General features: G+C 72.5%; 11 protein-coding genes. 8 read left to right on the top strand and 3 right to left on the bottom strand.

The window, feature by feature from the left end:
- Positions 1-26: 26 nt before the first annotated feature.
- Entirely contained in the window at positions 27-1,205 is a 1,179-nt protein-coding gene (locus tag ACFYP4_RS10055; RefSeq protein WP_388784471.1) for an ROK family protein, read from the bottom strand.
- A 184-nt stretch (positions 1,206-1,389) separates the two neighbouring features.
- Here ACFYP4_RS10055 and ACFYP4_RS10060 point away from each other — a divergent pair, with 184 nt between their 5' ends.
- A complete protein-coding gene (locus tag ACFYP4_RS10060) occupies positions 1,390-3,510 on the top strand; it encodes an alpha-galactosidase (protein ID WP_388784474.1) in 2,121 nt (706 codons plus the stop codon).
- Positions 3,511-3,529: 19 nt separating this feature from the next.
- Here the strand turns inward: ACFYP4_RS10060 and ACFYP4_RS10065 are convergent, their stop codons facing one another.
- On the bottom strand, positions 3,530-4,105 hold the full coding sequence (locus ACFYP4_RS10065) for a hypothetical protein (protein WP_388784477.1): 576 nt from the start codon (positions 4,103-4,105) through the stop codon (positions 3,530-3,532).
- A 468-nt stretch (positions 4,106-4,573) separates the two neighbouring features.
- Between ACFYP4_RS10065 and ACFYP4_RS10070 the strand changes: the two genes are divergently transcribed.
- The 7 genes from ACFYP4_RS10070 to ACFYP4_RS10100 all read left to right on the top strand — a co-directional run bounded on the left by ACFYP4_RS10070 (position 4,574) and on the right by ACFYP4_RS10100 (position 13,375).
- Positions 4,574-5,740 carry a glycoside hydrolase family 64 protein gene (locus ACFYP4_RS10070; protein ID WP_358853398.1) on the top strand — a complete coding sequence of 389 codons (1,167 nt, stop codon included), beginning with the start codon at positions 4,574-4,576 and terminating at the stop codon, positions 5,738-5,740.
- Positions 5,741-5,909: 169 nt separating this feature from the next.
- Positions 5,910-7,013 (top strand): substrate-binding domain-containing protein, encoded by a 1,104-nt coding sequence (locus tag ACFYP4_RS10075; protein ID WP_358853373.1) that lies wholly within the window; start codon positions 5,910-5,912, stop codon positions 7,011-7,013.
- Positions 7,014-7,105: 92 nt separating this feature from the next.
- Positions 7,106-8,437 carry an extracellular solute-binding protein gene (locus ACFYP4_RS10080; RefSeq protein ID WP_358853372.1) on the top strand — a complete coding sequence of 444 codons (1,332 nt, stop codon included), beginning with the start codon at positions 7,106-7,108 and terminating at the stop codon, positions 8,435-8,437.
- 41 nt (positions 8,438-8,478) lie between these two features.
- Positions 8,479-9,453 carry a sugar ABC transporter permease gene (locus tag ACFYP4_RS10085; protein ID WP_358853371.1) on the top strand — a complete coding sequence of 325 codons (975 nt, stop codon included), beginning with the start codon at positions 8,479-8,481 and terminating at the stop codon, positions 9,451-9,453.
- Positions 9,450-10,313 carry a carbohydrate ABC transporter permease gene (locus ACFYP4_RS10090; protein WP_388784482.1) on the top strand — a complete coding sequence of 288 codons (864 nt, stop codon included), beginning with the start codon at positions 9,450-9,452 and terminating at the stop codon, positions 10,311-10,313. The genes ACFYP4_RS10085 and ACFYP4_RS10090 overlap by 4 nt, the downstream gene beginning before the upstream one ends.
- A gap of 108 nt (positions 10,314-10,421) precedes the next feature.
- Positions 10,422-11,450, top strand: coding sequence for a hydroxyacid dehydrogenase (locus ACFYP4_RS10095; RefSeq protein ID WP_358853369.1), 1,029 nt, complete (start codon positions 10,422-10,424; stop codon positions 11,448-11,450).
- A complete protein-coding gene (locus ACFYP4_RS10100) occupies positions 11,447-13,375 on the top strand; it encodes a DUF2264 domain-containing protein (RefSeq protein ID WP_388784485.1) in 1,929 nt (642 codons plus the stop codon). The genes ACFYP4_RS10095 and ACFYP4_RS10100 overlap by 4 nt, the downstream gene beginning before the upstream one ends.
- Before the next feature lie 55 nt (positions 13,376-13,430).
- Here ACFYP4_RS10100 and ACFYP4_RS10105 read toward each other — a convergent pair whose 3' ends face one another.
- Complete coding sequence (locus tag ACFYP4_RS10105; RefSeq protein WP_358853367.1) at positions 13,431-13,841, bottom strand: Fur family transcriptional regulator; 411 nt, start codon at positions 13,839-13,841, stop codon at positions 13,431-13,433.
- Positions 13,842-13,989 lie beyond the last annotated feature (148 nt).

The raw sequence follows: 13,989 nt of genomic DNA on the forward strand, positions 1-13,989 counted from the left end.
AGGTCACGGGGCAGCCGGACACAGGCTCAGTCCGAGTCCGAGGCGATGAAGGACTGGATCGCGGTGGCCGCGGCTCCGCGTGCCCATTCCTCGAAGGGCAGGGGGCGCGTCCGCACGTCGCACCGTGCGGCCGAGCCGAAGGCGGCCGCCGCGAAGGCGTCGCGGATCTGCTCGGCGAAGAGGTCGTAGGCAGCCAGGCCCTCGCCGGAGATGATCACACGCTCGGGGCCCAGCAGGTTGGCGACCGTGGCGATGCCCCGGCCGATCGCCTCCCCCGCCCGGGCGTACACCGCACGGGCGCCGGGGTGACCGTCGTGGGCCAGGCGCAGGGCCTCGGCGGCGTCGGCGACGTGCACGCCGGTCACCTCCCTGACCCCGCCGACGATCGCCGAGTCGGAGGCGACGGCCTCCACGCAGCCGCGGTTGCCGCAGTGGCAGACGGGCCCGGCCGGGTCGACGGCGACGTGCCCGATCTCACCGGCGACGCCGTACGCCCCCGACACGACCTGCCCGTGCACCACGAGACCGCAGCCGATGCCCGCGCCGACGGTCACCAGGGCGAAGCCGGCCAGGCCCACCCCGGCGCCGAACCACTGCTCGGCGACCGTCAGCGCCCGGACGTCGTTGTCGACGGTGACCGGCAGGCCGGTGGTCATGGCCGCCAGTTCGGCGAGCGGGACGTCACGCCACTTCAGGAACGGCGAGTAACGCACCACCCCGTCCGCGCGGTCCACGTCACCGGACACCGAGATGCCGAGCCCCCGGACCCGGACCCCGAAGCCGTCGGCCTCGGTCAGCAGCTCCTGCACGAGGGCCCCGGTCGAGGACAGCACCGCCTGCGGGTCGTGCGAGGTGAGCGGCACGTGCCGGGCGACCCTGATACGGCAGCACAGGTCCGTGAGCACGGCGACGAGTTCGTCGCCCGTCATCTTGACGCCGATGAACAGCGCCCTTCCCCCGTCCACCCGCACCGGGTTCGCCGGGCGTCCGAGGGACACCTGCCGGGCGTCCTCGGCGGCGTCCTCCCGCAGGTAACCGGCCTTGATGAGGGGCCGCACCGCCTTGGTGACCGCCGCGGCCGACAGCCGGGTCCGGCCGGCGATCTCCGCGCGGGTGAGTGGACCGTGGGACAGCACGGTCGTGAAGATCTGGGCGGCGGCCGGCGTGTGGGCCGGGAACGCCTCGGTCCGGTCGGTGGAGCGCATGGCCGGAACCTAGGTGCTTTATTTTCTGTCGTCAATGAAAGAAGCGGAATCATGGTGAGCCGCTCTACCGAAGCCCCTTCGGCCTGCGGATCTCAGATTGCGACGGGGTGTTGACACATGATCGAAGGTCGCGGTTGGCTTTCGGACGTCCCGTCGCGCCACCGGACCGTGAGGAACCCCGTCGATGATCTCCTTCGCCCCGGACACCGGGGTCTGGCTGCTGACCACCCCGCGGACCTCGTACGCGCTGAAAGTGGACGAGGCCGGAACCCCCTGCCACCTCGCGTGGGGCCCCCGGCTGACCCTGGAGGAGGCAGGGGAACTCGCGGTGGCCCGTGTCCCGGCGGCGAACAGCTTCGAGGGGACTCCCGGTGTGGGTGAGGAGCTTCCCGTGGACGGCGGGACGCGTTACGGACCGCCGTCGCTCCAGGTCAGGTTCGCGGACGGATCCCGCGCCTTCGAGTGGGTGCCGACCGGTGCGCGCAGCGAGGGGGGCGAGCTGGTGCTGTCGTTCCGCGACCGCCACTACCCCCTGCATGTGGCCCTGCACTACCGCGTGCGGGACGACACGGACGTGATCGAACGCCGGACCGTCGTCCGCAACGACGGTGAGGAGCCCGTTTCCCTGCTGCGCGCCGACTCCGCCGCGTGGACGCTGCCGGCCCTCGCGGACTACCGCCTCAGTCACGTCACCGGCCAGTGGTCCGCCGAGAGCCAACTGCGCCGCGACCACCTGCCGTACGGCGAGACGGTGCTGACCAGCCGCCGCGGCATCACGAGCCACCACGCGAACCCGTGGGTGATGCTCGACGCGGGCGACGCGACGGAGGAACACGGCCGGGTGTGGAGCGCGGCCCTCGCCTGGAGCGGGAGCTGGCGGATCACCGCCCAGCGCACGCCGGACGGCCGGGCCGCCTTCACCGGAGGCGTCGCCCACGACGGCACGAGCGTGCCGCTCGCCCCGGGCGAGGAGTTCACCGCCCCGGTGTTCGCGGGGGTGTGCACCGACGGCGGGTTCGGCGCGGCCAGCCGGGCCTGGCACGCGTACGCCCTCGCCCATGTGGTGCCGCACCCCGACGAGGTCGCGCCGGTCCTCTACAACTCGTGGGAGGCGACCGGCTTCGACGTCTCCGCGTCGGGGCAACTCGCCCTGGCGGAGCGGGCTGCGGCTCTCGGCGTCGAGCTGTACGTCGTCGACGACGGCTGGTTCGGGGCCCGCCGCAGCGACCGGGCAGGGCTGGGCGACTGGACGCCCTCGCCGGACCGGTTCCCCGACGGGCTCACCCCGCTGGTCCGCGCGGTGCACCGACTCGGCATGCGGTTCGGCCTGTGGGTGGAGCCCGAGATGGTCAACCCGGACAGCGACCTGTACCGCCGGCATCCCGACTGGGTCCTGCACTTCCCGGGCCGTCCCCGCTCCGAGCTGCGCAACCAGCTCGTGCTGAACTTCGCGCGCCGCGACGTCGCGGACTGGGCGTACGACTGGCTGACCCGCCTGGTCGGCGACCACGGCGTCGACTTCCTCAAGTGGGACATGAACCGGGTCTTCAGCGAGGCCGGCTGGCCGGGGCGCGAGGACGGCGCCGACCGTCTGTGGCACGAGTACGTGCGCAACCTCTACGACGTCCTCGACCGGCTGCGGGCCGACCATCCGGGGCTGCGCGTCGAGTCGTGCAGCGGCGGCGGCGGACGCGTCGACCTCGGCATCCTGTCGCGTACGGACCAGGCGTGGGCGTCGGACAACACCGACGCCGCCGACCGGATGTGGATCCAGCACGGCTACGGCCAGGTGTACCCCGCCCGCACGATGGGCGCCTGGGTGACCGACGTGCCCAATCAGCTCACCGGACGCACGGTCCCCCTGCGCTTCCGCTTCCACGTGGCGATGGCCGGGGCGCTCGGAATCGGCGGTGATCTCACCCGGTGGACCGAGGAGGAACTGCGGGAGGGGGCCGATCTGGTGGCCGAGTACAAGCGGGTGCGCCATCTCGTGCAGCACGGCAGGCTGGACCGGCTGTCACCGCCGTCGCAGGATCTTCCCTCGGTGGTGCAGTACACGGCCGTCGACGGCGCACAGGCCCTGCTGCTCGCCTGGCGGCGCACCGCCCGCCACGGCAGCCCGGAGTTGCCGGTCCGGCTGCGGGGTCTCACGCCGGCGGCCCGTTACCGCGACACCCGCACCGGCACCGTCCACCACGCCACCGTGCTGAGCGAGTACGGCCTGAGCCTCGAACTGCCGCCGGGCGACTGGTCCAGCACGGCGGTGCACCTGGTGCGGGAACCGGAGGAGGGCCGCGGGCGGTGAGCGCTCCCCGCGGCGCGGGTCAGTAGCGCTGGGCCTTCGCCAGGTACGGGGTCAGTCTCGGCTCGGCGGGCTCCCGGCTGATGACGACCGGCTGGGCCTTCTTCCCCGGGGCGAGGTCCTGAGCTCCCGCGTACCTGGTCTCCACGACCTCGCCGTCGGCGTTCCTGAAGTCGACCCGCACCGCGTACGAGGCCTGCCCGCCGCTCTTGTTGGTGATGGCGACGAGTACGGCGAGCAGTCCGCCGGTCTCCGACTTCGGGAGCCCGCTCATCGCCACCTCGGACAGGGCGTTGCCGCGGCCCCGCACCTTCTTGAGTTCCGCCGCCGCCGCGGCGGCGGCACGGGCCGTGTCGGCGTCGACGGACGCCCCGAACGAGGACGCGGCGGCGGACGCCGAGGAGGCGGCGGCCGACGCGGACGCCCGGGCGGAGTTGATGGCCGATGCCGCGGACGAGGCCAGCGCGGACGGCGGGGTCCCGGTGAACGAGGACTTGTCGGGTGTACTCGGCCGTGAGCTGACCGAGGCCCCGCCCTCGTCGCCGCCGCTGTCCGTGGCACACGAGACGAGCACGGCACTGCCGAGGAGCACGGACACCAGAGCGACGGTCCGGCGACCGCGCGCGGTCCGGGCCGCGCGATCTCCGGTCCCGCGGGGCCGGAGCCGGTGGCGGTCGGCGATGTCGCTCCGACCTGCTGGGCGCGGTCGGTCCCCGTCTTCCGCGATTCGTGTCTTCATGGCCGTTCGTCCTCTTCCCGCCGGTCCGGCGCCCGTCGTACGCACGCGTACGCCCCATGCTTGTCGCGGACTCCGGACGCCGCGAGCCGCGCCGGGCCATTGGGGTGGGCACACCGCTCGGGTGTGAACAGGCAGTGGCGCGCCGCGCGCCCAACAGGCCTCGCAGCATGGTTCGTTGCGCAGCGTCCCGTGCGCAAGTAGTTGACATGTACGCAACCTGGCGCAACATTGAGAGCGCTCTCACAGCATCCGGACGGCTTCCGTCCGTAGGAGATCCACCTCGTGAGGAGGCTGAGAGTGTCCAGACAACTCAGACTGCGATCCCTGATGACGGCCGCGGCGACGATCGCCGCGGCCCTGCTGACGTTCGGGGCCCCGTCCCCGGCCGAGGCGGCCGTCCCGGCCACCATTCCGCTCCAGTTCACGAACAACTCCGGGCGCGGCGACCCGGTCTACATCTACGACCTAGGCACCCAGCTGTCGACGGGCCGGCAGGGCTGGGCCGACGAGAGCGGCACCTTCCACCCGTGGCCCGCGGGCGGCAATCCGCCGACTCCCGCGCCCGACGCGTCGATCACGGGACCGGCCAACGGACAGTCGAAGACGATCCGGATCCCTAAGTTCTCCGGGCGGATCTACTTCTCCTACGGCAGGAAGCTCGACTTCCGGCTGACCACCGGCGGTCTGGTGCAGCCGGCCGTGCAGAACCCGAGCGATCCCAACCGCAACATCCTCTTCAACTGGTCCGAGTACACGCTCAACGACAGCGGCCTGTGGATCAACAGCACCCAGGTCGACATGTTCTCGGCACCGTACGCCGTCGGGGTGCAGCTCGCCGACGGCACCACGAAGAACACCGGACACCTCAAGGCCGGCGGATACAACGGGTTCTTCAACGCACTCAGGGGACAGCCGGGCGGGTGGGCCAACCTGATCCAGACCGCCCCCGACGGCACCGTCCTGCGAGCCCTCGCCCCCGGCCACGGCATCGAGAGCGGCGCGCTGCCGGCCACCGTGATGGACGACTACGTCAACCGCGTGTGGCAGAAGTACAGTTCGTCGACGCTGACGGTGACGCCGTTCGCGGACCAGCCGAACACCAGGTACTACGGCCGGGTCTCCGGGAACGTCATGAACTTCACCAACAGCTCGGGCACGGTCGTCACCAGCTTCCAGAAGCCGGACTCGGACAGCATCTTCGGCTGCTACAAGCGCTTGGACGCCCCGAACGACCTGGTGCGCGGCCCGATCTCCCGCACCCTGTGCGCGGGGTTCAACCGCTCCACGCTCCTGGTCAATCCCAACCAGCCCGACACCGGCTCGGCGGCCTTCTACCAGGACGGGGTGACCAACCACTACGCCCGGAAGATCCACGCGCAGATGGCCGACGGCAAGGCCTACGCGTTCGCCTTCGACGACGTCGGCAACCACGAGTCGCTGGTGCACGACGGCAACCCGCGGCAGGCCTACCTCACGCTGGACCCCTTCAGCTGAACGCCCCCGTCGATCCGGTGCGCGCGATGCGGCCCGGTCCGGATCGCGCGCCGGACCGGTGCTCCGAAGGAGTGATCCCCTCCGGTCCCGTGGCGGACCCCCGGCCGCTATGCTCGCCTCGAAACGGTCAAACGAACACGAGGCGATCGTGCCGCGAGGGGATCACGACATGCGGGAACCGGGCGATGTCAGGCGGCAGCGGATCCTCGCGGTCGTGGAGTCCCGCGGGGCCGTCAAGGTGACCGAGCTGGCCGCCGAGCTGGAGGTCTCGGTCGTCACCGCGCGGCGGGACGTCGAGGAGCTGGCCCGGGCCGGCAGGCTGCGCCGCGGCCACGGGGTGGCCCGCCCGGTCACCGCCGCGCTGGAGCCCGCCGTCGCCCCGTCCGCCGGGCCGGAGCGGCAGGGCGGCCCGGTGGCGCTGGTGGTGCCGGAGCGGCACACCTATCTGTACGAGGCGATGGACGGCGCACGGGCCGTCCTGGAGGCGGCCGGGACACGCGTCGCCCTGCACATCACCCCGCAGGCGCCCGGCACTGAGCGTCCCATCGTCGAGCGGGCGCTGGCCGACGGCGCCCGGGGTCTGCTCATCGCGCCCCGCTGGCGCACCGCCGCGGCGGAGGACTCCGACGCGGACTGGCTGTCGCGCACGGAGGTGCCCACGGTCGTCATGGAACGGCGGCCCCGCCCCGGCAGCCCGCTGCACGCCGTCGACTCGGTCTGCTCGGACCACTGGTACGGGATGTGGCTCGCCGTGGAGCACCTGACCGCCCTCGGCCACCGGCGGATCGTCCTCGCGGCGCGCGACGACAGCCCGACGGCCCGCGCCCTGCGGGCCGCCTTCGCCGGCATCGTCGCCGCGCGGCCCGGGATCGAGGACTCGGTGGTGGTCCTCAGCGCGAAGGACGCCGGGGCGGACTCCGCCGAGGCGGTGCCGCGGTCCCTGGCGGCCCTGCTGCGCGAGCGGGGCGCGACCGGCGCCGTGCTGCACGGGGACGTGGACGCGCTGATGCTGGTGCAGCAGCTGAACGACAGCGGGGTGCGCGTTCCCGAGGACTGCTCGGTCGTGGCCTACGACGACGTGGTGGCGGCCCTGGGCAGCACGCCGCTGACCGCCGTCTCGCCGCCCAAGTCCGAGGTCGGCCGGGTCGCCGCCGCGCTTCTGCTGGAGCGTCTCGCACAGCCGGCAGGGCCGGGGGCCGGCCGGCCCCGCCGGGTGGAGCTGCTCCCCGAGCTGAAGGTGCGGGGATCCACCCGTGCCGTGGCGACCGTTTGACCGCTTTAGTTTCTTCTGATCGGTCTCTTGACCCTCGCTCACTCAGTCGATCAGGATGCCCGTGTCTCGCACCTGAGCCGCAGGAGGCGTCCATGCCTGGCCGACCGAGCCGCCGGTCCCTGCTCACCACGCTCGCCGCCGCTCCCCTCACGGGCGCGGCGAGCGGCTGCTCCCCGGGGGAGAACCGGGGAGCGCGGAGCAGGGGCGGGGCCACCCGCATCACCTTCTGGTCCGCGCTGCGGGGCAGTCAGGAAGTGGTCGACGCGTTCAACCGCACGCACGACCGCGTGCAGGTCGACTTCCAGCAGATCCCCTCGGGCGGGCAGGGCGGTTACGCCAAACTCAGCAACGCCGCCCGGGCCGGCAACGCCCCGGACGTGGCCACCATCGAGTACCCCCAGGTGCCCGGCTTCGCCATCGACGGCGTCGCCCGCGACATCACCTCCCTGGTGAGCGACCGGCTGCGCCGCAAGCTGCTCCCCCAGGCCCTCGGCCTCACCACCTTCGAGAACAGGGTCTTCACGGTCCCCCTCGACGTGGAACCGATGGTCATGCACTACCGCACCGACCTGTTCGACCACCACGGACTCCGCGTCCCGCGCACCTGGGACGAGTTCGAGAGCCTCGCGCGCACCGTGCGCCGCGCGTCCCGCACCAGACGGCTGGCCCTGTTCCCCACCGACGGGGCCACCCAGTTCGCCGCGTACGCCTGGCAGGCGGGCGCCCGGTGGTTCGACACCCGCGACGGCGCGTGGAACGTCTCGCTGACGGACGCCCGCACCCGGGAGGTCGCCGCCTACTGGCAGCGTCTCGTCGACGACGACCTGGTGCACGTCAACGCTGTGGAGAGCCGGCGCAGCGACGCCCAGATCAGCGACGGGCTGGTCCTGGTGCGGCTCAGTGGCGCCTGGGACGCGGGGGCGCAGATGAACGCCCGCCCGGGCCAGAAGGGCCTGTGGTCCATCGCGCCGATGCCCCAGTGGGACACCGCCCGCCCGGCGGTCGGCACGCACGGCGGCTCCACCTTCGCGGTCACCAAGGACTGCGCGCACCCCGAGGCCGCCATGGAGTTCATCGAATGGCAGGTCTCCCACCCCGACGCGCTGCGCGCCCGGCTCTCCAGCGGCACCAGCAGCCAGTACCCGGCGGCGCCCCACCTCGTGGCCGTCGGACGCGAGGCGTTCGACCGCTCCTACTACGGCGGCGAGGACGTCTACCGCCTCTTCGCACGGGAGGCGGCGACCATCCGGGACGGCTGGACCTGGGGCCCGCGGATGTCCGCGACCAACCGGGTCATGCAGGACGGCTTCGCCCGCGCCGGTGCCGGCCGGATGTCGCTCACCGACGCGGTGCGGGCGGCCCAGCGGGGGACGATGCCGGACCTGAAGGCGCTGGGTCTTGCCACCACCGAGCACAGCGACTGACCGACGCGGACCGCACCTCACCAGTAAGGCAGGTGACCCCCATGACCACCACCGCACCCCCCGTCGGCGCAACGGCCCGCCGGGCGGGTTCCGCGGCCGGGGCCACGCCCCGGGCCTTGGCGCGCCGCCGTGAACGCTTCGCGTGCGGCGTCCTGATGGCGCCCTTCTTCCTCCTCCTCACCACGGTCTTCCTGGTGCCGGTGGCCACCGCCGTGTGGCTCAGCTTCTTCGCCGACGACCAGCCGGGACTCGGCTTCGGCCCCGAGCGCAGGATCTTCGTCGGCCTGCGCAGCTACGCGGCCGTGCTCTCCGACCCCACGTTCCTCGGCGGGCTCGGAGTCGTGGTGCTGTACTGCCTCGTCTACATCCCTCTGATGGTGACCGGCGCCCTCGCCCTCGCCCTGCTGCTCGACTCCGGAGTCGTACGTCTGCGGTCCTGGGCGCAGCTCGCGCTGTTCCTGCCGCACGCGGTGCCCGGCATCATCGCCGCCCTCATCTGGCTGTACCTCTACACGCCCGGCATCAGCCCGGTCGTGGAACTGCTGGGCAGGGCCGACATCACCGTCGACCTCCTCGGGGTGCACACCGTCCTGCCGGCCATCGTGAACATCGCCCTGTGGAGCAATCTCGGCTACAACATGGTGATCTTCTATGCCGCGCTGCAGGCCGTCCCCCGCGAGGTCCTGGAGGCCGCGGTGATCGACGGGGCGGGGCCGGTCCGTACCGCCCTCGGGGTCAAGGCGCCGCTGGTCCGCTCCTCCGTCGTCATGGTCGCCATGTTCACCCTCATCTGGGCGCTCCAGCTGTTCACCGAGCCGATGCTGCTCAGTCAGTCCACTCCGATGATCAACTCCCGTTTCTCGCCCAGCATGTACATCTACGACGCGGCCTTCACGCGCAACAACTACGGCCTGGCCGCGGCCGCTTCGGTGATCCTGCTGGTCTTCACCATCGCCCTCTCGTACGGCGTGACCCGCTGGACGAACCGCGCCGGCGCACAGGAGGCCGCCCGATGAGCGCCGACTCCCCCACCGCCTCACGCCCCCGCCTGCTCGGCCGCACCGCCGTCAACACCGTGGTCGGCATGGGGGTGCTGTACACCCTGCTGCCGGTGCTGTGGCTGGTGCTCGCCGCCTCGAAGAACCGGGACGCGCTGTTCGGCAGCGACGTGCTGTCGCCCGGCGGCTTCTCCTTCGCGCAGAACCTGCGGGACCTGTTCGCCATGGACGGCGGTCTGTACGGCCGCTGGTACGCCAACAGCCTGCTGTACGCCGTGGTCGGCGCCGCGGTCAGCGCGCTGGTCGGCGTCGCGTGTGGCTACGCCTTCGACAAGTACCGTTTCCGGCACAAGGAGAAGATGTTCGGGCTGGTCCTCGCCGCCGTGATGGTGCCGCAGACCGTGCTCGCGCTGCCGCTGTACCTGATGGCGTCCGGCGCCGGGCTGGTCAACAGCTTCTGGGCGGTGTTCGTCCCGTCGCTGTTCAACCCCTTCGGTGTCTACCTGGGGCGGATCTTCAGTCAGGGCTACGTCCCGGACGAGGTCCTGGAGGCGGCCCGCGTGGACGGCGCGGGCGAACTCACCGCGTACGTGAGGGTTTCGCTGCGGATGCTCGGTCCCGGCCTGGTCACCGTCTTCCTCTTCCAGCTCACGGCGATATGGAACAACTTCTTCCTGCCGATGGTCATGCTGTCCGACCAGGACCTCTATCCGGTCAGCCTCGGCCTGTACACCTGGAACAGCTCCGCGTCCGTCTCCCCGGAGTACTACCCCGTCGTCATCATGGGCTCGCTGCTGGCGGTGCTGCCGCTCATCGCCGCCTTCGTGCTGCTCCAGCGGTTCTGGCGCTCGGGGCTGACGGCGGGCGCGGTGAAATAGCCGCAACGGGACCGTTCCGGCGCGCAGTTCACACGCCGGAACGGCGCGGCACGCACCTCACGCAGGCAACGCACGCACAACGGGAACACCATGCACAACGGGAGCACCATGCACACCTCCTCAGGCGGCCGTACCCTTCCGCGGACCGCTCTCGCGATGGGGACGGACGCGGCGGCGGCCGTGTTCACCCCCGAGGCCGTCGAGGCACTCGGGCGGGTCTGCGACCTCGAACCGCCGCCCGCCCTGCACGACTTCGGCACCGAACGGGCCCGCGCCGTCCTGCGGGACGTGGAGGTCCTGGTCACCGGCTGGGGCTGTCCCGTCCTGGACGCGTCCGTACTGGACGGCGCCCCCCGGCTGCGGGCCGTGGTCCACTCCGCCGGGTCCGTCCGCCACCATGTCACCAGGGCCTGCTGGGACCGGGGCATCGCGGTGTCCTCCGCCGCCGCGGCCAACGCCCTGCCCGTGGCGGAGTACACGGTCGCCATGATCCTCCTCACCGGCAAGCGCACCCTCGAACGGGCCCGGGACTACCGCGCGGCGCGCCACCGCGACGACTGGCTCGACACCCCGCGGGACGTCGGCAACTTCCGCCGCACGGTGGGCATCCTGTCCGCCTCCCTGATCGGACGCCGGGTCATCGAACTGCTGCGTCCGCACGATCTGCGGGTGCTGCTGCACGACCCCTACGTCACCGCCGGGGAGGCCGCCGCGCTCGGTGTGGAGGCCGTGGAACTCGACGAGCTGTTCGCCCGGTGCGACGTCGTCAGTGTCCACACCCCCCTGCTTCCCGTCACCCGGGGGCTGGTCGGCCGGCGGCTCATCGCGGCGATGCGGCCGGACGCCGTCCTCGTCAACACGGCCCGCGGCGCGGTGGTCGACCAGGACGCCCTCACCGAGGCGGTCACCGGGGGCCGGATCCGGGCGGTCCTCGACGTCACCGACCCCGAGGTCCTGCCCCCGGACCACCCCCTGTGGGACTGCGACAACGCCCTGATCACCCCTCACCTCGCCGGATCCCAGGGCAACGAATGGGAGCGCCTGGCGGAGCTCGCCGTCGGCGAGGTCGCCCGGTGGTCCGCGGGAGACGGCTTCGCCCATCCCGTACGACACGAAAGGCTGGCCTACCTCGCATGACCATGCCCGGACTTCCCGCCGACGACCGCGAGTCGAGTCCCGTCACCGGTTACTCCCGCGCCCACTGGGAGACGGCCGCCGACCTGCTGCTGCGCGCCGCCTGGCGCTGGGCCACCCCGCGCGGGGCCCTGCTCGGCCTGCCGGGCCGTCCATCGGTCTCCGGTGTCCGCTCCGACGGCCTGGAGGGGTACGCGCGGACGTTCCTCGCCGCCGCCTTCCGCGTCGCGGGCGCCGCGGGCGAGGACCCGCACGGCTGGCTCGGCCGGTACGCCGAGGGGCTCGCCGCGGGCACCCGCACACCCGGCCGCGACGACGCCGAGTCGTGGCCGCTGATCCTGGACCACCATGTGCAGGGCCAGCCGATGGTGGAGTCCGCGTCGGTGGCGCTCGGCCTGCGCCTGACCCGGCCGTGGCTGTGGGACCGGCTCGACGCGGACGTGCAGGACCGGGCCGAGGAGTGGCTGCGCGGCGCCCTGCGGCACGTACCGGCGCCCAACAACTGGTACCTCTTCCCGTACACGGTGGCCGGGTTCCTGGAGTCGGTCGGCCGCGGTGACGCGCGGACGGCCGGCGTGCGGGAGCGGGCGCTCGGTCTTCTGGAGGGCTGGTACCGGGGCCAGGGCTGGTACGCCGACGGCGACGGCCGGGCCTTCGACCACTACAACGGCTGGGCCCTGCACCTGTATCCGGTGCTCGACGCGCACCTCGCCGGGGCGGGGACCACCGCGTACGGTGCCAGGCTGCGCGAGCATCTGGAGAGCTTCTCCCTGCTGTTCGGAGCCGACGGGGCGCCGGTGCACTTCGGCCGCTCGCTCACCTACCGTTTCGCGGCGGGTTCCGCGGTGGCGCTCGGCGCCGTCACGGGCCACACCCCGCTGACGCCCGGCACATCCCGAAGGCTGATGAGCGGGGCCCTGCGGTACTTCCTTGTCCGCGGCGCCGTGGACGAGAACGGCCTGCTCAGCGCGGGCTGGCACGGTCCGCACGCGGCGACGCTCCAGCGCTACTCGGGCCCCGCCTCCCCCTACTGGGCGTCCAAGGCGTTCGTCGGACTCCTCGCGCCCGCCGACCACCCGCTGTGGACGGCCCGTGAGGAGGCGGCGCCCAGCGAGCGGTCCGACCGGGTGCTGGCGCTGCCGGCGCCGGGACTCCTGGTGCAGAGCACGCGTGCCGACGGCATCGTCCGGCTGCACAACCACGGCAGCGACCATGTCCGCCCGCACGAGGGCGAGTCGGCCGCCGAGGACGATCCGCTCTACGGCCGGCAGGCGTACTCCACCCGTACCGGCCCGACGGCCGCCGGGAACGTCGCGGACAACCACCTGGGCCTGGTCGTCGGTGGGGCGCGCAGTGTGCGGCGCCGGATACAGCCGATGGGCGCGGGCGGCGGCAACGGCTGGGGCTGGGCGGCCTCCTGGCACCGGCCGGTGTTCACCGCCGGTCCGCCGATGGTTCCCGGACTGCGGGTGGAGAGCGTCACCGTGGTCCGCGGCTGTCACGAGCTGCGGGTGCACCGCGTCGTGGGCGCCCCGCCCGGTGCGGTCGTCGAGCAGACGGGCTGGGCGACCGGCCCCGAGGAGCCGCTGCGTTCCGTGCTGCTTCCCCTGCACGGCTGGAGCGGCCGGGACGAGGTGCGGGCGCCTCGGGGCACGGCCTTCACGGCGTGGGCCCGGGTCCCACGGCTCACGGCCGAGGCCGCGGGCACGGCGGTGTACGCGTGCCTGGCGACGCTCACCGGCGAACCCGAACCCGCCTCTCCCGGCTCTCCCGCGTCTCCCGCCTCTCCCGCCTCCTCCGCCGGAGTGGTTGGCGACGTGGTCGCGGGCGCGGACGCCGTCGAGGTGCGGTGGGCGGAGGACGGCTCGATGACACGCGTCGCCTTCGAGCCGTTCGGCGTGGAACACCTCACGGACGGGGGCGGCTGAGCCGGCACGACGTCAGCACGGCACCCGCCCAGAGCGGTTGTTTCCCTTCGCCGCGTCAGGCGCAGGAGGGACACAGCCCGCGGTAGGTGACCGCGACCTCGGACACCGTGAAGCCGAACCGCTCCGCCTCCGGGAGGTCGGCCAGCGGGCTGCCGGTCGGGTGGACGTCGCGGATGGTGCCACAGCCCGAGCACACCAAGTGGTGGTGCGGATGACGCGCGTTGGGGTCGTAGCGCTTGGCACGGCCGTCGGTGGAGACCTCGACGACCTCACCGAGGGAGACCAGTTCTCCCAGGGCGTTGTAGACCGTGGCCCGGGAGATCTCGGGCAGCCGCCGGACCGCGCGGGCGTGCACCTCGTCGGCCGTGAGGTGCACGTGGTCGCCGTCGAGGACCTCCGCAACGACACGCCGCTGGGAGGTCATCCGCCAGCCACGCCCGCGCAGTCGCTCCAGCAGGTCGCTCATATCGGTCACCTCTTCGGGTTGGGTGGGATGTGCGTGTACGGAGGCGGACGTCCGGGTTCTGATTCTCTGTGGATTTGGCATCCTTATTGACTTGGACTCTGTCCATTGTAGGATCAGTTCCGGCGATAGCCAAGGGACAGGAAGACCC

Source organism: Streptomyces sp. NPDC005551 (genome assembly GCF_042871785.1).
Taxonomy (GTDB): domain Bacteria; phylum Actinomycetota; class Actinomycetes; order Streptomycetales; family Streptomycetaceae; genus Streptomyces.